Source organism: Amycolatopsis sp. NPDC051373, assembly GCF_040689465.1.
GTDB lineage: Bacteria > Actinomycetota > Actinomycetes > Mycobacteriales > Pseudonocardiaceae > Amycolatopsis.
The window spans coordinates 151894-176191 of sequence record NZ_JBFBAE010000013.1 but is presented as its reverse complement, the minus strand read 5'-3'; the positions used below and the strand labels follow the sequence as shown (position 1 = coordinate 176191).

25 protein-coding genes are annotated in these 24298 nt (G+C 69.2%); 12 read left to right on the top strand and 13 right to left on the bottom strand.

Translation table 11 applies throughout. From position 1 onward, the window contains the following. A complete protein-coding gene (locus AB0383_RS25280) occupies positions 1 to 606 on the bottom strand; it encodes an HAD hydrolase-like protein (protein ID WP_366188706.1) in 606 nt (201 codons plus the stop codon). Positions 607 to 708: 102 nt separating this feature from the next. Here AB0383_RS25280 and AB0383_RS25275 point away from each other — a divergent pair, with 102 nt between their 5' ends. Both AB0383_RS25275 and AB0383_RS25270 read left to right on the top strand, forming a co-directional pair. Beyond that, positions 709 to 1347, top strand: coding sequence for a TetR family transcriptional regulator (locus AB0383_RS25275; protein WP_364180327.1), 639 nt, complete (start codon positions 709 to 711; stop codon positions 1345 to 1347). A 16-nt stretch (positions 1348 to 1363) separates the two neighbouring features. Continuing rightward, positions 1364 to 2332, top strand: a complete 969-nt coding sequence (locus tag AB0383_RS25270; RefSeq protein ID WP_364180326.1) for a R2-like ligand-binding oxidase — start codon at positions 1364 to 1366, stop codon at positions 2330 to 2332. 309 nt (positions 2333 to 2641) lie between these two features. On the opposite strand, the gene AB0383_RS25265 is transcribed toward AB0383_RS25270, so the two are convergent. After that, positions 2642 to 4300, bottom strand: a complete 1659-nt coding sequence (locus AB0383_RS25265) for an AMP-binding protein (protein WP_364180324.1) — start codon at positions 4298 to 4300, stop codon at positions 2642 to 2644. A gap of 133 nt (positions 4301 to 4433) precedes the next feature. Between AB0383_RS25265 and AB0383_RS25260 the strand changes: the two genes are divergently transcribed. The 6 genes from AB0383_RS25260 to AB0383_RS25235 all read left to right on the top strand — a co-directional run bounded on the left by AB0383_RS25260 (position 4434) and on the right by AB0383_RS25235 (position 9582). Further along, positions 4434 to 5204 (top strand): ESX secretion-associated protein EspG, encoded by a 771-nt coding sequence (locus AB0383_RS25260; RefSeq protein WP_366188705.1) that lies wholly within the window; start codon positions 4434 to 4436, stop codon positions 5202 to 5204. A 276-nt stretch (positions 5205 to 5480) separates the two neighbouring features. Further along, the gene (locus AB0383_RS25255; RefSeq protein WP_366188704.1) at positions 5481 to 5849 is read left to right on the top strand and encodes a hypothetical protein; all 369 of its coding nucleotides are present in this window, start codon (positions 5481 to 5483) and stop codon (positions 5847 to 5849) included. A 93-nt stretch (positions 5850 to 5942) separates the two neighbouring features. After that, positions 5943 to 6425, top strand: a complete 483-nt coding sequence (locus AB0383_RS25250) for a hypothetical protein (RefSeq protein ID WP_366188703.1) — start codon at positions 5943 to 5945, stop codon at positions 6423 to 6425. Beyond that, positions 6422 to 7885, top strand: a complete 1464-nt coding sequence (locus AB0383_RS25245; RefSeq protein ID WP_366188702.1) for a hypothetical protein — start codon at positions 6422 to 6424, stop codon at positions 7883 to 7885. The genes AB0383_RS25250 and AB0383_RS25245 overlap by 4 nt, the downstream gene beginning before the upstream one ends. Positions 7886 to 8419: 534 nt before the next feature. Further along, positions 8420 to 9196: a PhzF family phenazine biosynthesis protein gene (locus tag AB0383_RS25240; protein ID WP_366188701.1), complete on the top strand. Its 777-nt coding sequence runs from the start codon at positions 8420 to 8422 to the stop codon at positions 9194 to 9196. After that, on the top strand, positions 9196 to 9582 hold the full coding sequence (locus AB0383_RS25235) for a YccF domain-containing protein (RefSeq protein ID WP_364180311.1): 387 nt from the start codon (positions 9196 to 9198) through the stop codon (positions 9580 to 9582). Before AB0383_RS25240 ends, AB0383_RS25235 begins: the two co-directional genes overlap by 1 nt. On the opposite strand, the gene AB0383_RS25230 is transcribed toward AB0383_RS25235, so the two are convergent. From AB0383_RS25230 to AB0383_RS25205, 6 genes are all read right to left on the bottom strand, one after another. After that, the gene (locus AB0383_RS25230) at positions 9566 to 10360 is read right to left on the bottom strand and encodes a metallophosphoesterase family protein (protein ID WP_364180310.1); all 795 of its coding nucleotides are present in this window, start codon (positions 10358 to 10360) and stop codon (positions 9566 to 9568) included. The two genes, AB0383_RS25235 and AB0383_RS25230, sit on opposite strands and share 17 nt — an antisense overlap. 37 nt (positions 10361 to 10397) lie before the next feature. Further along, positions 10398 to 11192, bottom strand: coding sequence for an HAD-IIA family hydrolase (locus AB0383_RS25225; protein WP_364180308.1), 795 nt, complete (start codon positions 11190 to 11192; stop codon positions 10398 to 10400). A gap of 105 nt (positions 11193 to 11297) precedes the next feature. After that, positions 11298 to 12374 carry an ABC transporter ATP-binding protein gene (locus AB0383_RS25220; protein ID WP_366188700.1) on the bottom strand — a complete coding sequence of 359 codons (1077 nt, stop codon included), beginning with the start codon at positions 12372 to 12374 and terminating at the stop codon, positions 11298 to 11300. Beyond that, positions 12371 to 13180 (bottom strand): ABC transporter permease, encoded by an 810-nt coding sequence (locus AB0383_RS25215; RefSeq protein WP_364180304.1) that lies wholly within the window; start codon positions 13178 to 13180, stop codon positions 12371 to 12373. The genes AB0383_RS25220 and AB0383_RS25215 overlap by 4 nt, the downstream gene beginning before the upstream one ends. A gap of 13 nt (positions 13181 to 13193) precedes the next feature. Then, on the bottom strand, positions 13194 to 14000 hold the full coding sequence (modA, locus tag AB0383_RS25210) for a molybdate ABC transporter substrate-binding protein (protein ID WP_366188699.1): 807 nt from the start codon (positions 13998 to 14000) through the stop codon (positions 13194 to 13196). Then, on the bottom strand, positions 13997 to 14401 hold the full coding sequence (locus tag AB0383_RS25205; RefSeq protein ID WP_364180300.1) for a TOBE domain-containing protein: 405 nt from the start codon (positions 14399 to 14401) through the stop codon (positions 13997 to 13999). The genes modA and AB0383_RS25205 overlap by 4 nt, the downstream gene beginning before the upstream one ends. 450 nt (positions 14402 to 14851) lie before the next feature. Here AB0383_RS25205 and moaA point away from each other — a divergent pair, with 450 nt between their 5' ends. The 3 genes from moaA to AB0383_RS25190 all read left to right on the top strand — a co-directional run bounded on the left by moaA (position 14852) and on the right by AB0383_RS25190 (position 17518). Further along, positions 14852 to 15925: a GTP 3',8-cyclase MoaA gene (moaA, locus tag AB0383_RS25200; RefSeq protein ID WP_364180298.1), complete on the top strand. Its 1074-nt coding sequence runs from the start codon at positions 14852 to 14854 to the stop codon at positions 15923 to 15925. A gap of 25 nt (positions 15926 to 15950) precedes the next feature. Further along, positions 15951 to 16202 (top strand): MoaD/ThiS family protein, encoded by a 252-nt coding sequence (locus tag AB0383_RS25195; protein ID WP_220244621.1) that lies wholly within the window; start codon positions 15951 to 15953, stop codon positions 16200 to 16202. Between the two features lie 668 nt (positions 16203 to 16870). Beyond that, positions 16871 to 17518: a transglycosylase family protein gene (locus AB0383_RS25190; protein WP_364180296.1), complete on the top strand. Its 648-nt coding sequence runs from the start codon at positions 16871 to 16873 to the stop codon at positions 17516 to 17518. A 143-nt stretch (positions 17519 to 17661) separates the two neighbouring features. Here the strand turns inward: AB0383_RS25190 and AB0383_RS25185 are convergent, their stop codons facing one another. The 4 genes from AB0383_RS25185 to AB0383_RS25170 form a co-directional block, all read right to left on the bottom strand. After that, a complete protein-coding gene (locus AB0383_RS25185; RefSeq protein ID WP_366188698.1) occupies positions 17662 to 18693 on the bottom strand; it encodes a molybdenum cofactor biosynthesis protein MoaE in 1032 nt (343 codons plus the stop codon). Further along, entirely contained in the window at positions 18690 to 19163 is a 474-nt protein-coding gene (gene moaC / locus AB0383_RS25180; protein WP_366188697.1) for a cyclic pyranopterin monophosphate synthase MoaC, read from the bottom strand. The genes AB0383_RS25185 and moaC overlap by 4 nt, the downstream gene beginning before the upstream one ends. An 89-nt stretch (positions 19164 to 19252) precedes the next feature. Then, positions 19253 to 20650: an NAD-dependent malic enzyme gene (locus AB0383_RS25175; protein ID WP_285972095.1), complete on the bottom strand. Its 1398-nt coding sequence runs from the start codon at positions 20648 to 20650 to the stop codon at positions 19253 to 19255. A gap of 126 nt (positions 20651 to 20776) precedes the next feature. Then, entirely contained in the window at positions 20777 to 20959 is a 183-nt protein-coding gene (locus AB0383_RS25170; RefSeq protein WP_366188696.1) for a hypothetical protein, read from the bottom strand. Between the two features lie 92 nt (positions 20960 to 21051). Between AB0383_RS25170 and AB0383_RS25165 the strand changes: the two genes are divergently transcribed. Beyond that, positions 21052 to 23292: a helicase-associated domain-containing protein gene (locus tag AB0383_RS25165; RefSeq protein WP_366188695.1), complete on the top strand. Its 2241-nt coding sequence runs from the start codon at positions 21052 to 21054 to the stop codon at positions 23290 to 23292. Between the two features lie 37 nt (positions 23293 to 23329). Here the strand turns inward: AB0383_RS25165 and AB0383_RS25160 are convergent, their stop codons facing one another. Next, entirely contained in the window at positions 23330 to 24274 is a 945-nt protein-coding gene (locus tag AB0383_RS25160; protein ID WP_366188694.1) for a 5,10-methylenetetrahydrofolate reductase, read from the bottom strand. Positions 24275 to 24298 lie beyond the last annotated feature (24 nt).

The window sequence follows — 24298 nt, the reverse complement described above, 5'->3', positions numbered from 1 at the left end:
TCAGAACGCGCCGGCGAACCACTCCGGGAACTGCGCCAGCGAGCCGAACACCACGTCGGCTCCCTCGGCGAGCAGTTCTTCCCTCGTGCACGGCCCGGTGGTGACGCCGACTGCGAGCGCGCCGGCCGCGCGGGCACCCCGGACGTCGCCGAGGTGATCTCCGACATACGCCCGCGCATCGTGCTCTTTGAGCGCCACGGCTTTCTGCGTGGACCACAGCTCGCCCACGAGCTCGTCGACCTCCAGCCCGAGCGCCTCGACGTGCAGGCGCGCGTTGGGCCCGTACTTGCCGGTGACCACGAGCGTGCGCCCGCCCGCCGCGCGCACGGCCTTCAGCGCTTCCGCCGCTCCTGGCAGCGCGACGGTGCTCGGCACGACGAGGCCGGGGTACAGCGCGCGGAACCGGTCCACGAGACCCGGGATCCGCTCCTCGGGCGCCTCGAAGCCGCGCAGGATGTCGTCGAGCGGCGGGCCGAGGTTGGCGGCGAAGTGCTCGCCGTCGAGCGACAGGCCCGACTCCACGCCCAGCGCGTTCATCGCCGCGACCATGCCCGGCCGCGGGTCGATCAGTGTCATGTCCAGGTCGAAGCCCACGGTGATGCCCACGTCCGCCACGGTAGCGGGGACCACCGACAGAACCGCCCTGTACATCCGATCGTGGCCAGTAAACCTTCTTGACACGACCTCGATCTGTGTCAAGCTGGCGGTGTGACGAGCTTCACCGAGCGCACCAAGGCATCGCTGCGCGAAGCACTGCTCGACGCGGCCGCGGACCTGCTCCCCGACCGCGGCTACCAGGCGCTTCGCATGGCCGACGTCGCGGCGCGCGCCGGCGTGAGCAGGCAGACCGTCTACAACGAGTTCGGCAGCAAGGCGGCGCTCACACAGGCCGTGGCGCTGCGCACGGCGGCGGAGTTCCTCGACGGAATCCGCCGCCGCTTCGAGAACGCCGACGGGCTGATCCCCGGCATCCACGGCGCCGTCGTCTACACGATCGAGCACGCCCGCGAGAACCGGCTTGTCGCCGCCGCGCTCGGCACGGAGGCGGGCGAGGACCTGCTCCCCCTGCTCACCACCAAGGGCGAGCCCATCCTCACGGCCGCCGCCGACCTAGCGACCGAGCAGTACCGCTCGCTGGAGCCCCGCCTGTCGCAGAAGTCCGCCGCACTGCTGGCGGAGACGGTGGTGCGGCTGTCCCTGAGCCACCTGGTGCTGCCGACGCACTCCGCGACCGAAGCGGCCGACGCCGTGGTGGCGGTTCTGGCGCCGGCGATCGAGAGCTTCCTGGCGGATTCGCCGACACGCTCGTCCACGAAATCGTCCACAGATTCGTCCACAACGGAGTGACACGAAAGGGCCGGACATGACGGACACGCTTCCCGAGCTGCGCAGCGGGTTTTCGTCGCTGCGCAAGGGTGGGCTCAACTGGGACTCGTTCCCGCTGCGCCTGTTCGTGAAGGGCAACAAGAAGTTCTGGAACCCCGCCGACCTCGACTTCAGCCGCGAACGCGAGGGCTGGGAAAGCCTGACGCCGGAGCAGCGCCGCTCGACGACGTACCTCGTGGCGCAGTTCATCGCCGGCGAGGAGGCCGTGACGGAGGACATCCAGCCCTTCATGCGCGCGATGTCCTCGACCGGCCGCTTCGGCGACGAGATGTACCTGACGCAGTTCTGCTTCGAGGAGGCCAAGCACGTCGAGGTCTTCCGCCGCTGGATGGACGCCGTCGGCCTCGACGACGATCTGCACCCGTACGTCGCCGAAAACCCCCACTACCGCAAGCTTTTCTACGAAGAGCTGCCGCGGTCGCTGCGCGCCCTGGAGGACGATCCCAGTCCCCTCAACCAGATCCGCGCGAGCGTCACGTACAACCACGTGATCGAGGGCAGCCTCGCGCTGACGGGCTACTACTCGTGGCAGCTCATCTGCACCCAGAACCAGATCCTGCCCGGCATGCAGGACCTCGTCCGCCACATCGGCGACGACGAACGCCGCCACATGGCGTGGGGCACCTTCACCTGCCGCCGCCACGTCGCCGCCGACGACTCGATGTGGGACGCCGTGCAGCAGCGCATGGGCGAACTGCTGCCCCACGCGCTCAACATGATCCAGTGGGTGCAGGACCAGTTCGAGGAAGTCCCCTTCGACAACGACCCACAGGAGCTGCTCCAGTACGCGGCCGACCGCGCGCAACGGCGGTTGGGCGCCATCGAGTCGGCCCGCGGGACGCCGGTGGAGCAGATCGACCTGGACTACTCGCCGGAGCAACTGGAGGAGACCTTCGGGGAGGAAGACGAGAAGGCGCTGGCCGAGGCGGCCGCAGCGGCTTCCTGACGGACAGGCCGCCCCCGACCCCTTCGGGGACGGCCCGCCGCGTCACCTCCAGATCACGCCGTGCCAGATGACGCCGTCGGACATCTCCGCGGTAAGGCCGCGGGAGTTGATCAGCAGTTCCGCCGCGGAAGTGTGCCCGGGCCGCCGCGCGGGCTCGATCGGTCATGGCAGTGTCCGCTGGTGCGAGCACGGAGATCGCCGCCGCCACCCCCGCGACGAACGCTCTTCGACTGACCCTCACGTTGTTCCCCCTCCGTCGGTCTCCGAGGGAGGGGGAACGCGCGCGACTCTGTTGTCCGGTTGCCTGCCCTATGCGTGTTTCGCCGAAGCAGCGTCTTCGAGGCCCAGCAGCGTCACGGACTGCTCGCGCATCTCGACCTTGCGCACCTTGCCCGTCACGGTCATCGGGAACCCGTCGACGATGTGGACGTAGCGCGGGATCTTGTAGTGCGCCAGCTTGCCCTGCGAGAACTCGCGCACGGCCTCGGCGGTGAGCGGCCGCGCGCCCTCGCGCATCTGGATCCAGGCCATGAGCTCTTCGCCGTACTTGACGTCGGGCACGCCGATGACCTGTGCGTCGAGCACGTCCGGGTGCGTGTAGAGGAACTCCTCGATCTCGCGCGGGTACACGTTCTCGCCGCCGCGGATTACCATGTCCTTGATGCGGCCGGTGATGTTGAGGTAGCCGGCCTCGTCCATCACGGCGAGGTCGCCGGTGTGCATCCAGCGCGCGGCGTCGATCGCCTCGGCCGTCTTGTCGGGCTGTTCCCAGTAACCGAGCATCACGGAGTAACCGCGCGTGCAGAGCTCGCCGGGCACGCCGCGCGGCACGGTGAGGCCCGTCTCGGGATCCACCACTTTGGACTCGAGGTGCGGCCCGACGCGGCCGACCGTGGACACGCGGCGCTCCACTGAATCGTCCGCGCGCGTCTGCGTGGAGACCGGCGAGGTTTCCGTCATGCCGTAGCAGATCGACACTTCCGTCATGCCCATCCGGTCGATCACCTGCTTCATCACCTCGACCGGGCAAGGCGAGCCCGCCATGATCCCGGTGCGCAGCGACGACAGGTCGAACTCGCCGAAGTCCGGGTGGTTCAGCTCCGCGATGAACATCGTCGGTACTCCGTACAGCGACGTGCACCGCTCCGCCTCCACGGCCTCCAACGTCGCGCGCGGGTCGAACGCCGGCGCCGGGATCACCATGCACGCGCCGTGGCTGGTGCACGCAAGGTTGCCCATCACCATGCCGAAGCAGTGGTAGAACGGCACGGGGATGCACACGCGGTCTTCTTCGGTGTAGTTGCAGAGCTCGCCGACGAAGTAGCCGTTGTTGAGGATGTTGTGGTGGGACAGCGTGGCGCCCTTGGGGAAGCCCGTGGTGCCGGAGGTGTACTGGATGTTGATGGGGTCGTCGGCGCTCAGGTTCTGCTGGAGTGCGCTCAGCTTGGCCGGGTCGCCACCCTCGCCCTTGGCCATGAGGTCCGTCCAGGCGTCGGTGCCCAACAGCACCACGAACTCGAGCCCCGCGCAGTTCGGCCGGACCTGCTCCACCATCGCCGCGTAGTCCGACGTCTTGAACTTGTCCGCCGCGACCAGCATCCGCACGCCGGACTGGTTGAGCACGTATTCGAGCTCGTGCGACCGATACGCGGGGTTGATGTTGACGAGGATCGCGCCGATCTTGGCCGTCGCGTACTGGAGGAGCGTCCACTCCGCGCGATTCGGCGACCAGATCCCGACGCGGTCCCCCTTGCCGATCCCGGTGGCGACGAGCCCGTGCGCGAGCTGGTCGACGTCTTTCCTGAGGTCGGCATACGACCACTTCGTGCCGGCCGCGCGGTCCACCATCGCGTCGCGCTCGGGGAACGCGGCCACGGTGCGGTCGAGGTTGTCCCCGATGGTGTCACCCAGCAGGGGGACGTCGGACGTCCCGGAGGCGTAACTGGGCAGGGCGGGCGCGTCGGGCATGGTTGCCTCCCGGTGGGGTCTTCGTCGACACCCGCGAGTCTAGGAACCCCACGGTTCGACGACCACCCGGCCGGAAACCCACCTTCCGCTACGCTCGGTGCGGGTTCGTTTCACGAGGGGTTGGGGTTGGGCCGTGCCGGAGGAGTTCTCCCTGAGCTGGACCGAAGTCGACGTCGCCGTCCGCCGGAGCGGCCTGCCGGCTTCGTGGCATCCCTTCGAGATCCGCAGCCCGGGCCTGACTCTTTCCGACCACGCGCGCCTGTCGGATGAGGCTTGGGACGCGCTGCGTTCTCGGGGGTTGGCTGTCTCCGACAAGCTGGACCATGACGTTCTGGCCACCTTGCAGGCTTGGACGCGGCCTGAGGTGCTGATCATCGTGCGTGCCGCGGAGCTTCCTTCGGGGACGGTGTTGTACCGGGCTTGTGTCGGTGAGGGGCTGGGGGTGTTTTCGTCCTCTGAGGCCGACGGGATCCGGTTCTTGCAGACCCGGCCGGATCGGCTGGTGGAGACGGTGTTGAGCATGTTCCCGGCTTATCCGCCGCTGCCGGTGGCTCCTGTTTCGCTTACGCAGGCGCCAGCTCGGCATTCATCTGCCTCGTCGGATGATTCGGACTTTTCGGACCGAGATTTCACCTCGGCTCCTTCTCGCCGCGATCGGGACGCGTTGGGCGCTTACTCTCAGTGGCCAATCCACCGCCACGGCACAGTGGAACTGTCCCTGCGCCCCCGCCACGGCGTCCTGCGCCCGGTGTCGACGGCCACCTTCGTGGACACGGATGGGGGCCGGTACGTCACCTTCTCGGAACCTCTCCGTGACGGCGGCTTCCGACTGCGATTCGTGCCCTCCGATGGGTCTCACCTGCGTAGGTGGCTGTTCGAGACGATTGAGGAAGGCATTCGCTGAGTCGCCTTGTCGACTTGATGTTGATGTTCGGGCGGGCCAATTCAGGCATCTTCTCGCGGGCACTACACGTCTACCCGTAGTGTTCACCAAGTGACTGGACCGTCTCGTGGCCTTTTAACACTCGCCTGTCTCGCCACCCTCACGTTCGCGCTCACCGCGTGCGACGGCTCGGTCGGAGGCAACCCGTCACCTGCGACTTCAGGCAGCCCGCGGACGAGCAGCGCGACGGGGTCGCCGTCGAACACGCCGCTTGCGGGTATGAGCCCTTGCAAGACGTTGGACCAGGCACTCGCCGCGCAAGGATTCCCAGCTTCCGCTCCGTCGAGCGCCGATCTGGAGCACGCTTGCGACACCACGAAACCCGGCGCCGGCACCTTCGGCCTGGACTTGCAAGACGGCCAGAGCTACGACACCAACTTTGCCAATCCTGCCTCGACCCAGACCGGCCACGTGCGCGACCGGCTAGCGGTCCTCCAGCTCGAGACCAATCACCAAGCCGGCACCTGTGCCGTCAGCATCGAAGTCAAGCCAAAATCTCGGGCAATCGTGTTCGGGGCGCTCACGTCAACCGACACAGACCAAGCGTGCATTCAAACTCGGAAGGTCGCAGAAGCAGTGGAGCTCCTGCTCCCAAAGAACACGTGACCAGGCGGTTGTCCGGAACTCGCTGACAGCCCGCGACCCTCCATCTAGAGTGGGCGGGGGAGCACGTAGCGTGTCCGGGAGGGTGACTTAGCGATGACAAGCGCGTCCAATTTCGAAGGGTCGCCCGTCCCAGCGAGCGGCGACCCGACACAGGAAGCTATACCGGACCTCGTCGTCAACCCTCTCGACACGGAGGGGGTCAAACGCCTCAACGACAACGCGACCAAGTTCAAGGCGCTGGCCGAGCAGGGCGGCTTCGCGATCAACGAGGCAGGGTTCGACGCATACAACCGCGTGTGCAACGAATTCATCGATGGCTACGGCGGCATGGCGGTGAAGTTCGGCACGCTCGCAACACGCGCGAAGATGGGTTCTAGCGACTACGCGAATCAAGTCGCCGACTTCAACATCAAGATCGCGAATGGTGACGAGCAGTCGTTGATCCCCAACCTCGAACTGCTCAGGAAGAGCATCCTCCAGGTCCAGGACGCGCTGAAGATCGCGAAGGCCAACTACCGTGCGGCCGACAGCGAGCACGCCCAGACCTTCTCCGGCATCGGCAAGGCGGACTCATGAGCGAACGCGCCCAACCCCGCGAATACGAAGCCGACTACTACAGCCAGACTCACGCAGACCTCTCGAAAAAAGCTGCGCCTGGTCGTTTCGGCGCCGAGGACCAGCAGAACATTCGCGACTCGGTCGACCAGCGCACCGGTCAGGCGGCGTCGAACTACTCGGTCACCCAGGGTGATCAGCTGCTGCAAGGCCAAGCGACCCGCGGCGACGCCCCCGCTCCCAATGCGAACTACGCGGCACACGATCACCAGCAGCTTTACGACATGGTCCACACGAACATGGACCCCGGCGACCTCGACGCCCGCGGGCGAGTCGCCAACGACCTCGGCAACTGGCTGGCCGCCGTGTCCAACTCAATCAACGACGCGGCCAACTCCAGCCAGATCGAGTGGCAGGGCTCGGGCGCGTCGCAGGCCCACAACTTCTTCCAGAACACCGCGACCTACGCGGCGAACACCGCGAACGCCGCGCAGCTGAGCTCCAATCGCTACTCGCAGCAGGCCGCCGCGGCTGGGCATGCGCAGACGAACATGCCGGAGCCCGTGAAGTTCAACCAGCAGGCCGAGATGGACAAGGCCACGCAGCAGTTGAGCGTCGCGGATCCTGCGGCCGCCGCGCAGACGATGAGTGACATCGCCGCCAAGCAGCGGCAGGCGGACGCCGCGCATCAGCAGGCGGTGCAGGTGATGCAGGGGCTGGACAACACGTACCACGAGACGTCCACGACTCAGCCACAGTTCTCGGCTCCGCCGCCCATCGGGGGTGGGGACGACAGCACGCACGCCAGCAGCGCCCAGCCCGGCGCCGGGCTCGGTCACTCCAGCGCGTTGAACAGCGGGGCCGGCAGTTTCGGCACGACTGGTGGAGGTGCGCCCGGCGGTGGTGGCCCCGGTGGTGGGGCGGCCGGCTTCAACGGCAACGCGTTCACCCCGCCCGGCGCGGGGTCCAGCACTGGTGCCGGGACCTTCGGTGGGCCCGGTGGCACAGGTGGTGGAGGGGTCCCGCCGCCCACGGGTGGCGGCGGCTTCGGGCGGCTCTCGCCGGACGCGTTGGCGTTCGGCGGGGGCGGGCCGGGTGGTGCCGGTGGCGCGGGTGAGGAGACACTGCGCGGCGGGCGGCCCGGGGCAGGCGGCGGTCGGTCCGGCGGCGGATTCGCCGGCAGCCGCGTATCAGGCGGCGGAACCACAGCGAAGCCCGGCGAAGGCGAAGGCCCCGGGTCCGGCAAGGGCGCCGGCGAGCGGCTCGAGCGCGGAGCCACCGCGGCGGCCAACGCGGGCAAAGCTGGAAAGGCCGGTGCGGGCGGAGCGGCCGGCGCGGCTGGGGCCGGCAAGAAGAAGGAAGACGACAAGGAGCACAAGAACAAGCTCCCCAACCAGGAAGACCCCGACGAGGTGTTCGAGGTTCGGCCCGAACGCGGGCCCGACGGGGAGAAGATCACACCGCCGGTCATCGGCGGGTGAGTAGAGGCTGACACCACGCGGCGCCGCCTGCGGGTGGCGCCGCGTGGTGTTTCTGCCGCGGTCGAGCAGGCGCGGCAGGCTCGTGAACACAGCGGAACCGAGAGCCGAAGCCGACGGGGCCGACACTCGAACCTCACACAGGCGCCCACGACAGTCGCGCCGACCTGCGGCGGCGCGGCGGGCTTAACGGACGGTGTGGATCAAGCGCGAAAGGTGCGCGGCAACGCCTGACACCTCACAAATGACCCCTGCGGCGGCGAACCCGCGGCGTCCGCAAGGCGAACCTACAAAGCCAAGCTCATGCGCCGCCGCGGCGCAAAGCAGCGACCTGTGCGCTGCATAACGCGAGGCCGCGACGTCGAGTGGTGCCACACAGGTCATCGCGCACGCGGGCGTGCGCGCCTGGGCGGCGAGCGAGCAAGCCAGGCACCTCAGCTCCAGCCCGAACCGCCCAAGTCGACAAAGCGACACCCCACAAAATCCAGGGTTAATCCCTGACACCCCCACCCACCCCGCCCCGGTACCGTCAACCCCATGCGGTTCTACGTGGTCGATGCGTTCACCGGGGAGGCGTTCGCCGGGAATCCGGCCGGGGTGGTGGTGCTGGAGGAGCCCCCGGAAGACGCGTGGATGCAGCGGGTGGCGGCGGAGATGAAGCACTCCGAAACCGCGTTCGTCGAGCAGGGAAAAGGCCAGGGCACCACGAGCCTGCGGTGGTTCACGCCGGCCACCGAGGTCGACCTGTGTGGGCACGCGACGATCGCGGCGACCCAGGTCCTCGGCGGAACCCAGACCTACGAGACCCGCAGCGGCATCCTCCGGTGCACCAAGCACGAAGACGGCTGGATCGAGATGGACTTCCCCGTCGACGAGCCGCGGGAGACCCAAGAGGACGTCAGCCACATCCTCGCCGACGAGGGCGTGAAGCCCCTCTACGTCGGCCGCAGCAGGGAGAACCTGTTCGTCGAGCTCGAGAGGCCCGAGCAGGTCGCCCAGGCACAACCGGCGATGCAAGAACTCAAGAACACCTGGACCGGGCGCATGATCATCACCGCGAGCGGCGAAAGCGGCGACAACGCCGACTTCGTCAGCCGGTTCTTCGGCCCCGGCGTCGGCGTCGACGAAGACCCCGTCACCGGGTCCGCCCACTGCGCCCTGGCGCCCTACTGGGCCAGGAAGCTGGGCAGAAAAGACCTGACCGGCCACCAGATCTCCCGAAGAGGCGGGATCGTGAAAACCGAACTCGACAGCGACCGCGTCCGCATCAGTGGGCGGGCGGTCACCGTGGTGAGTGGGGAGCTGCACGTCTGATGCGCCTGCTGCTGAACATCATCTGGCTCGTGCTCTGCGGATTCTGGATGGCCGTGGGCTACGTCGTCGCGGGCATCGTGTGCTGCATCCTGATCATCACCATCCCGTTCGGGCTGGCGTCGTTCCGGATCGCGAACTACGCGTTGTGGCCGTTCGGCCGGACGGTGGTCGACCGGCGCGACGCGGGTGTCGGGTCGGTGCTGGGCAACATCATCTGGTTCATCTTCGCCGGCCTATGGCTGGCGATCGGCCACGTGGTCACCGGCATCGCGTTGTGCATCACGATCATCGGGATCCCGTTGGGGATCGCGAACTTCAAGCTGATCCCCGTGTCGCTCATGCCGCTGGGCAAGGAGATCGTCGACGTCCCTACGACTCAGGTGTGAACGGCAAGGGCACCACGAGGCACGGGCCGCCCACGAACAAACCGCCGTCGATGCCCAGGGCCTTGCCGCCGGCGTACAGGTAAGGCCCCTCGATCTGCGCCGGGTGGATGCCCAGCTGGTCGGCGATCACGCTGTGGCCGTGGACGATCCGCGAACCGCCCAGGGCTTCCATCAACGCGTCCGCGTTCTCCTCACCGGCCGGGCCACGGAAGGCGTAGCGCGTGGTCATCCGGCGCCAGACGTCCCACCACGCCTCGATGTCGCTGCCGGTCAGGATTTCCCCCACCGACGCGTTGATCGACGTGATGTCCGAGCCCCAGTCGAGGTACTCCAGCGTGTCCGAGTGCATCAGCAGGTGGTCGTCGACCAGCGCCACCAACGGACGCGCCGAAAGCCACTCGATGTGTTCCGGCGTCAGGCGGTCCTGATCGGACAGCAGGCCGCCGTTGATCTCCCAGCTGCGCGCGAAGCTGCGCGGCCCGAAGTCCGACGGCACTTGGCGGTCGCCGAAGTGGTACATCCCCAGCAGCAGGATCTCGTGGTTCCCCAGCAGCATCTGCACGGAGCCGCCCGCCTCCGGCGCCTGTTCCTGCAGCGAACGCACGAAGTCGATCACGCCGACGCCGTCGGGACCGCGGTCCACGAAGTCGCCGAGGAACCACAGCTGGTCTTCGGCGCCGCTCCACTTGCCGTCGCTGTCGACGAGCCCCTCGGCGCGCAGTGCGTCGGCCAGGGCGTCGCGGTGCCCGTGGACGTCGCCCACCACATACACGCTCATCGTTCGACGATAGGCCCTGCTCCGGCGCACACGCCGGTCAGCCTTCGCCGAACGGGTCCAGGGTTCGCCCGATCAGGTCCGCGACCGAGTCGATCACCTTCGTCGGCCGGTACGGATAGCGTTCGGCCGACTCCGGAGTGGAAATCCCGGTGAGCACGAGGACCGTCTGCAGCCCCGCTTCGATGCCCGCGTGGATGTCGGTGTCCATGCGGTCGCCGATCATCAGCGTCGACTCCGAGTGCGCACCGAGCCGCCGCAACGCCGAGCGCATCATCAGCGGGTTCGGCTTGCCTACAAAGTACGGCGAACGCCCGGTGGCCTTCTCGATCAGCGCCGCGACGGACCCGGTGGCCGGCAGCGAGCCCTCCATCGTCGGGCCGGTCGCGTCCGGGTTGGTGGCGATGAACTTCGCGCCGCGGTCGATCAGGCGGATGGCGTTGGTGATGGAACTGAAGCTGTACGTGCGGGTTTCGCCCAGCACCACGTAGTCCGGATCGCGTTCGGTCAGCACGTAACCGACCTCGTGCAACGCGGTGGTCAGCCCGGCCTCGCCGATCACGAACGCCGTGCCGCCCGGACGTTGCGAGTCGAGGAACTGCGCCGTGGCCAGCGCGGAGGTCCAGATCGACTCCTCCGGGACGTCGAGCCCGGTGCGCAGCAGCCGCGCCCGCAGGTCGCGCGGGGTGTAGATGGAGTTGTTCGTGAGCACCAGGAAGCCGATACCGTTGTCCCGCAGCTCGCCGAGGAACTCGTCCGCGCGCGGCACGAGGTGCTCCTCACGAACCAGGACGCCGTCCATGTCGCTCAGGTACGTCCAGCCGCCTTCTGTCACCCTCGCCGTCCTCTGTTCTGCGGTACTTGATCGAAACAGGCGAACCGTACCACGGCACCCCGGCAGGCTGCCCCCGCAACGGATTTCCGTTGCGGCACAACGCAGTCAGGCTTGCGCGGGATGCACCGCCACCGTCGCGGCCTTCACCGACAGCGTCACGGACGAGCCCGGCTCCAGCTCCAGGTCGGCGACCGCCGCCGGCGTCAGGTCCGCGGTCAGGCCCTCGGCCCAGCCGCCGCCGGTCACGCGCAGCCGGATCACGGGCCCGTGCGGTTCCAGGGCCGCGACCGTGGCCTCGGCGGTGTTGCGCGGGCTGCCGTGGTGCTCGCCGTCGTGCGGGTACACGGCCACCGCGCTGGGCTCGAACACCGCGACCGCGGCCTCCCCCAGCACGGCGTCCGGCGAGAGCAGCCCCGACACCAGGTCACCCGACTTCGTGCGCAGCCCCTCGGCCTCCGCGACGCCCGCAACCAGGTTGAGCCCCGCGATCCGGGCCGTGAACGCCGTGCGTGGCGCGGCCAGCACCTCACGAGTGGCCCCGCGTTCGACGATCCGCCCGCCCGACATCACGGCCACGTGGTCGGCCAGCGCGAGCGCATCGAGCGGATCGTGCGTGACCAGCACCGTCGTCGGCCCGTCGCGCAGCACCCGCCGCAGCAGGCCGCGGATCGCGGGCGCCGCGTCCACGTCGAGAGCGGCGAACGGCTCGTCGAGCAGCAGCAACGACGGCGCCGAAGCCAGCGCCCGCGCGATCGCCACCCGCTGCTGTTGGCCGCCCGAGAGCTGGCCGGGCCGCCGGCGCGCGAACGCCGCCGCGTCCACCTCCGCCAGCCACATCTGGGCCACTTCCCGGGACTTCACCCTGCCCGCACCGGCCGAACGCGGGGCGAAAGCGACATTGTCCAAAGCGGACAGATGCGGGAACAGCAACGCGTCCTGCGACAGCAACCCGATCCCCCGCGCGTGCGGCGGCAGGTTCACCTCGTCCCCCGCCAGCACGCGGCCGGACAACGTGATGTCGGCCGACGTCACGGGCACGAGCCCGGCCAGGCCACCGAGCACAGTGGACTTTCCCGAGCCGTTCGGGCCGAGTAACGCCAGCACCGTTCCCTCGGGCACGGTGAACTCGACGTCGAGGGAGAACGTGCCGCGCGAGAGCGCGATCCGAGCCGAGAGCGTCACCGGAAACCACCTTCGAACGACCGCGGCCGCGCCACCGCGATGACCACGATCGCCACCACGATCAGCAGCAAGGCGAGCGCCACCGCACTGTCGACGTCCACCTCGGCCTGCGTGTAGACCTCCAGCGGCAGCGTCCGCGTGACGCCTTCCAGGCTACCGGCGAACGTGATGGTCGCGCCGAACTCGCCCAGCGCGCGGGCGAAGCTGAGCACCACACCGGAGCCGAGTGCGGGCAGCAGCAGCGGCAGCGTCACGCGGCGGAACACCGTCCACGGCCGCGCGCCGAGCGTCGAAGCCACCTGCTCGTAACGGTCACCGGAGCCGCGCAGCGCCCCTTCGAGGCTCACGACCAGGAACGGCATGGCCACGAACGTCTGCGCGATCACCACGGCCGCGGTCGTGAACGGGATCTGCTGCCCGGTCAACGCGCCGATCAGGATGCCGAGGAAACCCTTGCGTCCCAGCAGGTACAGCAGCGCGAGGCCGCCGACCACGGGCGGGAGCACCAGCGGCAGCAGCACGATCGAGCGCAGCAGCCGCGTGCCGCGCACGCGCGAACGAGCCAGCACCACGGCCAGCGGCACACCGAGGATCACGCACGCCACCGTCGAGAGCAGCGCCGTGATCATCGACAGCCTGAGCGCGGCCAGCGAAGACGCCGAGATCAGGAGAGACGGGAACCGGGCGACGTCCGAGCGCACGAGCAGCCCGACGACGGGCAGCACCACGAGCGCGAGCGCCACCACGGCGGGGATCCAGAGAACAAGGGGAACCCGCGAATGCGGCGGCCGTTGCTCGGCCGCCACACCGCGTCGCCCCTTACTGAGCCGGGCCAAACCCGATCTTGGTCAGCTCGGCCTTGCCCTGCGCGCCGAGCACGAAGTCGTCGAACTCCTTGGCCAGAGCGGCCTGCGGAGCGTCCTTCACGACGGCGATCGGGTAGCTGTTGATCGCGCCGGAAGACTCCGGGAAGTCCACCTTGTCGACCTTGTCCGCGGCCGAGGTCGCGTCGGTGACGTAGACCAGGCCCGCGTCGGCGTCACCCGACTGCACCTTCGCCAGCACCTGCTTGACGTCGGTCTCCTCGCTGGCCGGCTTCAGCGTGACGTGGGTGTTGTCCTCGATCTTCTTGGTCGCCGAGCCGCACGGCACCTGCTGCGCGCAGACGACCACGGTCAGGCCGCCCTTGTTCAGGTCCGCGAAGGTCTTGATGCCCTTGGGGTTGCCCTTGGCCACGGCGATCGCCAGCTTGTTGGTGGCGAACACCGTCGGCTGCCCGTCGATCACGCCGCCCTGCACGGCCTTGTCCATGTTGGCCTGGTCGGCGGAGGCGAACACGTCGGCCTTGGCCCCGTTGTCCAGTTTCTGCACGAGCGCCGACGAGCCCTCGTAGTCGAACTTGACGGTGACACCCGGGTGCGCCGCCTCGAACTCCTTGCCGAGCTCGTTGAACGACTCGGTGAGCGACGCGGCGGCGAACACCGTGAGCGTGCCCGTCGCGCTCGAGCCGGCGGGCGAGGGCACCGCCGGGCCGCCGGAGCCCGGACTGGTGCTGGCCTCGTCGTTCGCGCTGCACGCACCGGCCAACAACGCGACCGCCGCTACGGCGATGGCGAGCTTCTTCATCTGTTTCCTTCCGGGGTCTCCACCACGACGGTGGTCGCCTTGACAACGGCCACCGCGAGCACACCCGGGCGCAACCCGAGCTCGCGGACGGCTTCTGAACTCATCAGTGACACCACTCGGTGCGCCCCGCACTGCAGCTCGACCTGGGCCATCACCTTGTCGGCGATGACCTCGGTGACGAGCCCCACGAAGCGGTTGCGGGCGGAGCGGCCGACTGCCGACGGGTCCTCGGGACCGGCGGCCTGCGCGCGGGCGAACCCCGCCAGCTGGGCACCGTCGACGACCTTTCGGCCGGCGGCGTCGTCCGTCGCGGTCAACTGACCGCCGCGGACCCAGCGCCGGACGGTGTCGTCACTGACGCCGAGGAGCCGAGCGGCCTCGGACAACCGAAATTGCGGCATGACCGGAAGATTATCGCCGCAGTTGAGGAAAAGCTATGTGAAACGTGAATTGTCGAGCACTTCGTTGTGCAACTCCTTGATTATTGCGTTCTGATAACGCTCGAAGTTTTCACCGGGCCCACCCGGAGAGCCCCAGGAGCCGTCCGCGACCGACCACGGCCACCGTCGCCCACGCGGGCGGATGACCCGCGTCACAGCCGGTGTGGACAGTCGCGGCGGCTGCGTAATCCACGTCACCACCAGGGGTTCTGCGGTGCATCCCGCGAGGCCGGAGGCGGTGCGGTCGATTCCGGCCAGTCCTCACGGAGCCGGCGCGCGCACCGTCTGCCGCGGCCCGTGCGCGGACCGTCACGCGCAGGTCACGACACGCCGCCGGAAGTCCGTTCCCGGGAGCGTCCGAGGATAAGGACGGGTCGGCTTTTCCGGCGTTCACGAGTTAAGCTGTGAGTAATGACGGCAGTACATCTCGGGTTTCCTCGCGTCCCCGGTACACGAGGTTCGTCCGGCGCGCCCTCGGCGCCCCGCCCCGATCATCCGGGCCTGCTCGACCAGTTCGGCCGCGTGGCCACGGATCTGCGGGTTTCGCTCACAGACCGCTGCAACCTGCGCTGCACGTACTGCATGCCCGCCGAAGGCCTCGACTGGATGCCCGGCGAGCAGGTGCTCAGCGACGACGAGCTGGTGCGGCTGATGCGCATCGCCGTCGAGACGCTGGGCGTCACCGACATCCGCCTGACCGGCGGCGAGCCGTTGCTGCGCCCGGGTCTGGAGGACATCGTGGCGCGCATCACCGCGCTCGAGCCTCGGCCGCGGGTTTCCATGACCACCAACGGGATCGGGCTCGCGAAGCGGGCGAAGCGCCTCGCCGAGGCCGGCCTGGACCGGATCAACGTGTCGCTCGACACCGTGGACCGCGCCCTGTTCGAGCAGATCACCCGCCGCGACCGCCTGTCCCACGTGCTGGCGGGCCTCGCCGCCGCGCGCGACGCGGGGCTGGCGCCGGTGAAGGTCAACTCCGTGCTGATGCGCGGGATCAACGAGCACGAGGCCGTGTCGCTGCTGCGGTTCTGCCTCGACGAGGGCTACCACCTGCGGTTCATCGAGCAGATGCCGCTCGACGCGCAGCACGGCTGGAACCGCGGCGAAATGATCACGGCCGAGGAGATCCTGCGCATGCTGGGCGAGGAGTTCTCGCTGTCGCCGTTCCCGGCCGCCCGCGGCGGCGCGCCGGCCGAGCGATGGCTGGTCGACGGCGGACCCGGCGACGTGGGTGTGATCGCGTCGGTGACCAGGCCGTTCTGCGCCGCGTGCGAGCGCACCCGGCTCACGGCCGACGGCGCGGTGCGCTCCTGCCTCTTCTCCAACGACGAGACGGACCTGCGCGCCCTCGTGCGCGCGGGCGCGCGCGATGAGGAGGTGGCGGACGCGTGGCGGGCCACGATGTGGGGCAAGCTCGCGGGCCACGAGATCAACGAAGCCGGGTTCGCGCAGCCGATCCGGCCCATGAGTGCGATCGGCGGATGACATGTCACCCCCATCCCTGGAACCGATGACCGTGCTGGTCCGCTACTTCGCCTCCGCCCGCGCGGCGGCGGGAGTGGAAGAGGAGAAGCTGAAGCTTCCCGAGGGCTCGACCGTCGCGGACGCCGTCCGCCTGGTGCGCGAGCTGCATCCGGGACCGCTGCCGCGCATCCTCGACGCGGCGAGCTTCCTGTTGAACGAGGTTGCCGTCCGTAATCAGAATCGCGCCCTCAGTGACGGAGCGCAACTCGACGTACTCCCGCCCTTCGCCGGCGGCTGACCCTCGCGAGACCCCGTCAGACCCGGCTCAGTGGCTCACTGGGCTCTCGAACCCTCCTGTCCGGCCATTTGGTCCGGACCACGCCGAGCGGCGCTCAAGGCGCCGTGAGCGGCCATTTTCGTCAATACCTACTCTCCGGAGTAGTTCGCTCACGGCGTATTCCCGGACCCCAACAGAACCACTCGGCGAGCACTGGCGGACTTCGCACTGAGTGGTTTAAGGTGCCCGACTCAATGGCTGCGCGAATGGACCGTTGACGCCTTATCGACGTGATCCAAGCCTCACGATCCGTGAAATATCCCTGGCAGAAAACGGGCAGATAACGGCCCTCTGACCTGCGCAAACATGCCGATCGCGAGAGGTTGCGTGCTGTTACTGTGACGTAGGTCACATGCCGAATAATTTCCGATCACGGCTCTCATTACGTACCGTCGCTTTTCGGTTGGCCCCGACCGACCGAGCAAGACCGGGAATCCGTAGTGCCTAGCCCTGTCCAGCGGATCCCCGGACCCATACCCCGAGCGAAAGCATTTCCGGACAGGGACGAGGGGACGAAGACCGCGCGTCGTGCGCTGTCCGCGTCTGCCGCCCGGCAACGGGCGGACGGGCTCCCAACCCGGCCCTCAGCCTTCGGGCTCGTAGGCGCAGGAAAACCGAGAAGTATTCCCATGTCTTACCGAGGCAAGCACCGCAAGATGTCCGCCGCCACCCGCACCATCGCCCGCGTCGCTGTCGCGGGTATCGCGGTCGGCGCGCCCATCGCGATCGCCGCGACCCCCGCGTCGGCGACCAACTGGGACGCTGTCGCGCAGTGTGAGAGCAGCGGCAACTGGAACACCAACACCGGCAACGGCTACTACGGCGGCCTGCAGTTCACGCAGAGCACCTGGAAGGCCTACGGCGGCACCGGCAGCGCGGCGAACGCTTCCCGCGAGCAGCAGATCGCCGTGGCCGAGCGCGTTCTCGCGGGCCAGGGCGGCGGCGCGTGGCCGAACTGCTACGGCAAGGGTGCCGGCGGCTCGACCGCCGCGCACAAGTCGACGAAGTCGACCAAGTCGACCTCGAAGTCGACCACCAAGAAGGCGACCCCGAAGAAGAGCACGAGCGCCCCCAAGAAGGTCGCCAGCACTCCGGTCACCGGCGTGCCGAGCTCGAACCCGAACGGTGACTACACCGTCGTGTCCGGCGACAGCCTGTCGAAGATCGCCAAGCAGCTCAACGTTCAGGGTGGCTTCTCGAAGCTGCAGAACCTGAACAAGGCCTACATCCCGAACCCCGACCTGATCCTGGTCGGTCAGAAGATCGCCACCAAGTGACCCCTGACCTCCTCGTGAGGTCGTGAAGTCCTTCAGGGCGCAGCGTTCGGTTGGCTGTGATCCGACGAAAGGGCCCCACCGCGAATTTCCCCCGGCGGTGGGGCCCTTCGTGGGGTCTGACGAACGGCCACGGCCGCGGCGGATCAGGGTGAGTTGACCCATTCGTCGGAGCCGTCGGTGAAGTGCTGGTGCTTCCAGATCGGGAGCCGGGCCTTCACCTCGTCGACGAGCTCCGCGCAGGCCGCGAAGGCCTGGCCGCGGTGTTCGGCGGCGACAGCGCACGCCAGCGCCACGTCGCCGATGGCGAGCGGGCCGACTCGATGGCTCACGGCCACGGCGCGGACGCCCGTCCAGCCCGTGGCGAGCTCGGTGACGACCTGGGCGAGCACCTCGCTCGCGGTGGGGTGGCCCTCGTAGACGAGGTCGAGCACGCCCTTGCCGCCGTCGTGGTCGCGCACGACCCCGCCGAAGGTGACGACGGCGCCGGCCGCGTCGTCCTCCACGAGGCGGGCGTGGTCGTCGACGGACAGCGGCTGGTCGCTGACCTCCGCGCGCAGGATGCGGACCGCGGGTGTGCTCGGGGTTTTGGCTTCGAGCGGATCCGCCGGGAGCGAGTCCGCGGCGAGCGCGTCGGCGACGGAAGCCGAGTTTTCCGTGGACTCCGCGGCTTGTTCGGCCTTGGCCAGCTCTTCTGAAGCAGGCCGCGGGTGGTCGCCGCCGGCGAGCTGGTCCACGGCGTGGTCGAGGATTCCCTCCAGCACGCCCAACCCGTCCTTCACGCCGCCGCGCGAGCCGGGCAGGTTGACGACGAGCGTGCGGCCAGCGACACCCGCGAGGCCGCGCGACAACACGGCCGTCGGCACGTGCGGCAGGCCCGCGGAGCGAATCGCGTCCGCGACGCCCGGAAGCTCGTAGTCCAGCACTTCGCGCGTGACGTCCGGAGTGCGGTCCGTCGGCGAAATGCCCGTGCCGCCTGTGGTCAGGACCACCGCGACGCCCTCGGAAACCGCCGCGCGCAAGGCGATCCCCACCGGTTCGCCGTCCTCGACGACCGCCGGGTCGGGCACCGCATAACCGTGCGCCGCGAGCCACTCCACGAGCACCGGCCCGGTTTTGTCCTCGTAGACGCCCTTCGCGGCGCGGTTGGACGCCACGATCACTCGTGCCTCGCTCATGACTTCCGCTCCCACGTGCCGGTCTTGCCGCCGTCCTTGCGGATCAGGCGGACGTTGTCGAGCGTCGCCGCCGGATCCACGGCCTTGATCATGTCGTGCAGCGTGAGCCCCGCGACCGCGACCGCCGTGAGGGCCTCCATCTCGACGCCGGTGACGTCGGTGGTCTTCGCCGTCGCGCTGATGTGGACGGCGCTCCCGTCCAGGTCGAACTCCACTTTCACGCCGGACAACGCGATCTGGTGGCACAACGGGATGAGTTCCGGCACGCGCTTGGCGCCCATGATGCCGGCGATCCGGGCCGTCGCCAATGCGTCGCCCTTCGGCAACCCGTTGGCGGACAACAGATCCACCACTTCGGCGGTGGTGTGCACCGTGCCGCCGGCGAGCGCCGTGCGCGCAGTCGCCGTCTTGCCGGATACGTCGACCATCCGCGCGGCGCCGGTTTCGTCGACGTGGCTGAGTTCACTCACCCCAGGAGGCTATGCCAGCGGTGTCCGGCCGACAAAAAGGCCCCGTCACCGCGGTTGGCGATGACGGGGCCTCCTGGGGTCTGAGAAGCTCAGCCAGCCGTGGCTTCCGCGCGGACGGCCGCCTTCACGGCCTCCGCGACGGCCGGGGCCACCGCGTTGTCGAAGACGCTCGGCACGATGAACGACGCGTTGAGCCGGCTCTGGTCCACCACGTCGGCGATCGCATCGGCGGCCGCGAGCAGCATGTTGTCGTCGATGTTGTGCGCGGCTGCGTCGAGCAGGCCGCGGAAGACGCCGGGGAACGCCAGCACGTTGTTGATCTGGTTCGGGAAGTCGCTGCGGCCGGTGGCGACCACGGCGGCGTGCTGCTGCGCCTCGAGCGGGTCGATCTCCGGGTCCGGGTTGGCCAGCGCGAAGACCACGGCGTCCTTGTTCATCGTCGCCACCTGGTCGGCGCCGAAGAGGTTCGGGGCGGAAACGCCGATGAAGACGTCCGCGTTCACAAGCGCCTCGTGCAGCGTGCCGGCCTGCTTGTCGCGGTTGGTGTGGTTCGCGATCCAGGTGAGGTTGTCGTCGAGGTTGCCGCGGTCGGGGTGGACGATGCCGTCGATGTCGGCGGCCACGATGTCACCCGGGTTCTTGCGCAGCAGCAGCCGGATGATCGCCGAGCCGGCCGCGCCGACGCCGCTGACCACGATCTTGCAGTCCTCGATCTCCTTGCCGACCACGCGCAGCGCGTTGCGCAGGGCCGCGACCACGACGATCGCCGTGCCGTGCTGGTCGTCGTGGAACACCGGAATGTCGAGCTGCTCACGCAGGCGCGCCTCGATCTCGAAGCAGCGCGGCGCGGCGATGTCCTCGAGGTTGATCCCCGCGTAGACCGGAGCGATCGCCTTGACGATCTTGATGATCTCCTCGGTGTCCTGCGTGTCCAGGCACACCGGCCACGCGTCGACGCCCGCGAACTTCTTGAACAGCGCCGCCTTGCCCTCCATCACGGGCAGCGCGGCGGCCGGGCCGATGTTGCCGAGGCCGAGCACGGCCGAGCCGTCCGTGACCACGGCCACGGTGTTGCGCTTGATGGTCAGGCGGCGCGCGTCCTCGGGGTTCGCGGCGATCGCCTGGCACACTCGGGCAACACCCGGCGTGTACGCGCGGGAGAGGTCGTCACGGTTGCGGAGCGCGACCTTGGGCGTGACCTCGATCTTGCCGCCGAGGTGGATCAGGAACGTCCGGTCGGAGACCTTGCGGACCTTCACGCCCGGCAGCGAGTCGAGCGCCTGGGTGATGTCCTGCGCGTGGTTCTCCGACAGCGCGTTGGCACTGATGTCGACCACGATCGTGTCGGCGTGCGACTCGACGACGTCGAACGCCGTGAGCACCCCGCCGACACGGCCGACGGCGGTGGTGAGGTCACCGGCGGCCGTGGAGGAAGCCGGGGCCTCGACCCGGACGGTGATCGAATACCCGGGACCGGGAACCGGCATGGCACTAACTCCCCGCTGGGAAACCTGTGGCTAGGACACTTCGAACACTAGCCCCGTGACCGCCGCCACCCGACCCCAACCGGGTGACCGACCAGTAACTACGGTCGTTTCCCGAGAAGTCGGGAATCAGCGGTTGATTTCCGTCTCCGGGTGCACGTAGGGCACCGTGTCGAGAGGGAAGGTCAGGTCGCCGAAGGGCGACAGCGCGCCCTGACGGTCGGACGCGAGCTCCGACACGGGGTGCTCACCGTCTTCCGCCGGCCAGGTGGGGTCGATGCCCTTTTTCCTGCCGTTCTCGCCCTTCGCCACAACGCCCTCCATTGACCTGGTGCCGCCGGTTCGCCCACAGTCTGCCCGAACACCCCCGGCGCCCGCTCACCCGCCCGGTATCCTGGACGTCTATGCCCGCGACCTCTCTGGCGGACTGGCTGCGTGCGGAGTCCGACGACGCACTCGCCGACCTGCTGCGCACCCGTCGCGATCTGTCGACCCCGCCGCCTTCCGACACCACCGTGCTGGCCACGCGCGCCGGCACACCGGGCTCCGTCGCGCGCGCTTGCGAGGACCTCGACACGTTCACGTTGGCCGTGCTCGACGGCTTCCTCGTGGCGGGAGCGGACACCGCGCCGGTTTCGCTGGCTTCTGTCGCAACACTGCTCGGAACAGACATTTCGGGCCCGCTGGCGCGGCTGCGTGCGCGGGCGCTGGTGTGGGGCGCGGACGACGAGCTGAGGGTGCCCCCGGCGGCGCGCGACGCGCTGGGGCCGTTCCCGGCGGGCCTCGGGGCGCCGTCGCCGGCGTTGGCGGCTTCGGACTTGGCCGCGCGGCTGGCGGAGGTCGGCGAGGACGAGCGCAAGGTGCTCACGGCGCTGGCCGCGGGCCCACCGATCGGGCGCACGCGTGACGCGAGCTTCGACGTCTCGCTCTCCGATGCGGCCACGCCCGTGCAGAAGCTGCTAGCGCGCTCGCTGTTGCTGCGCCGCGACGACCAGACGGTGGAGCTGCCGCGCGAGCTGGGGCTGTTGCTGCGCGGCGGGGTGGCGTTCGAGGCGGCCACACTGGTCGAGCCGGAGCTGCCCGTCCATCCACATCAGACGGACACTGTGGATTCCACGGCGGCCGGCGAGGCGATGGAATTGTTGCGGCAGACAGAAACACTGCTGCGTTCGTGGTCGGTCACACCGCCGCCCGTGCTCAAGTCCGGAGGGCTGGGCGTGCGGGAGTTGCGGAAGCTGGCGAAGGACCTGGAGTCCGACGAGGCGCGCGCTTCCTTCGTCGCGGAGCTGGCCACGGGCGCCGGCTTGGTGGCCGACAGCGAGGCGACGACGCCCGAGTGGGTGCCGACGACGCTCACGGACTCGTGGCTCGCGTCGCCGACGGTGCAGCGCTGGATGACCCTCGCGCAGGCGTGGCTGGAGCTGCCGCGGCTGCCCGGGCTCGCCGGCGGGCGAGACGCGAAGGACAAGCCGATCGCGCCGTTGTCGGAGGATCTGCGTCGCCCGCTCGCGCCGGTTTCGCGTCGCCGGGTGCTGGTTGCTTTGGGGGATTTGGCGCCTGGGTCCGGCGTGAAGAGCGTGGACGAGCTGGTGGCCGTGCTCGCGTGGCGCGCGCCGCGACGGGGCGGACGGCTGCGGGACGAGACCGTGCGCTGGACGATGGCCGAGGCGTCGGCGCTGGGCCTGGTCGGACTGGGCGCGCTGACCACCGCCACGCGGCTGCTGCTGGAGGACGACCGCCCCGGCGCCGTCGAGGCGATGCACGACGCGCTGCCCAAGCCCGTCAACCACGTGCTGGTGCAGGCGGACCTCACGGTCGTCGCGCCGGGACCGCTCGAGCCCGAGCTGGCGACCGCCATGGCCGCCGTCGCCGACATCGAGTCGGCCGGGCACGCGACGGTCTACCGCGTCACCGAGCCGACCGTGCGCCGCGCCCTCGACACCGGCCGCACCGCCGACGAGCTGCACGCGCTGTTCCGCGCCAAGTCCGCCACCCCCGTGCCGCAGTCGCTCACCTACCTGATCGACGACGTCGCCCGCCGCCACGGCCGCCTCCGCGGCGGCGCCGCCGGGTCGTTCCTTCGTTGTGACGATGAGGCCTTGCTGGCCGAGGTGCTCGCCCACCCCGTCGCCGCGGAGTACGACCTGCGCATGATCGCGCCGACCGTCCTCATCAGCCCCGTGCCACTCGGCGAAGTCCTGGAAGCCTTGCGCGGCGCGGGTTTCGCCCCCGCCGCCGAAGGCCCCGACGGCCGCGTCGTCGACATCCGCCCGTCCGGCCGCCGCCTCCCCGCGCGCGCCCGCGCGGCCCGCGCGCGCCCCGGCGAGCAGGCCGTCCTCACCGACGACCAGGCCACGCGCATCGTCGCCAACCTCCGCGCCGGCGACGCCGCCACCGCCCGCCGCCGAGGCTCCGCCGTCCGCGCCCCCTCCGGCGGCGGCGCCGACACCACCTCGACACTGGAACTGCTCTCCCGCGCAACCCTCGAACGCCGCGAAGTGTGGATCGGCTTCGTCGACTCCCGCGGCACGGCCAGCCAGCGCGTCGTGCGCCCGGTCCGCGTCGGCGGCGGCGTGCTGGAGGGGACGGATCACGAGCGGTACCCGTTGCACCGGATCACTTCGGCCGCGTTGGTGGAGGAGTAGGCCCTCCACCGCCCTCGCAGGTTGCGCAGGTCCTGCATCACACGGATGGTCTGCCCCGTTCGAGCAGTCGGCTCAGCTCGTCGGCGAGGGCGACCGATGCCTCGATCTCGGCCTTGCGGATGGACACGCTTTCCACCAGGAACCCGAAGGGCAGACCGAGTTTGCGGCAGAAGGCGATCAGGTCACGGGCGGTCGCCAGGCAGTGCTGGTAGGACTCGGCCAGCGTGTCATCGGCATGACGCAGCGAGTTTTCCAGCCAGCGCGGGACGTGGACGCCGAGCCACTTGAGGAAGGCCAGCGTCTTCACCGAGCCACACACCGAGAGCGTGAACACCACGGGCTTCGGTTCCAGGTGCTGCTCGCGGCAAGCGTAGAAGTAGTCGGAGACCATGCTCTTCGCCGCGTCGGAGCTGTAGATCACCTGCGAAATGAAATACGCACAGCCCGCCTGCTGCTTGGCGATCAGCCGCCGATGCTCGTCGCGGCGTTCAGTGATGGCGACACCGCCCAGCAGCAGGTCCGGGCGAGCGTCCCGGCGCAGCGCCTGAGCCTGCGACAGGCGGGTCCGCACCTCCTTGTCCTTCGAAGACGCACCGACGAACACACTGAGCACCCGGTCAGCCTCGGCCGTCTGCAACCAGGCCCGCAACTGCGCCTCGGTGTACTTGCCCACACAGCGGTAGACGACCACCGCACGGTTCCACTCGCCGAGGTATTCCGCGTGATACACAGCGGGATCAAGGGTCGGCAGGTACGGAAACGGCCGCTCCACCGGGTTACGGTCGCTCTCGTCGTCGATGTCGTACAACGCCAGACCGTCCACCTCCAAGGAGCCCAACCGCGCCAACGTCGCCGCGGTGATCTCCCGGATCCGCCCGGGATCAGTACTCAGACGGGGCGGCGTAATCCCGAACAACAAGATCTCGCTGCCCGCATCGGTCACCAACGTCCGAAGAGCCGCTCCGTCACTGTCGTCCACCATGCCCGGAAGCTAGCAGCTTCAGGC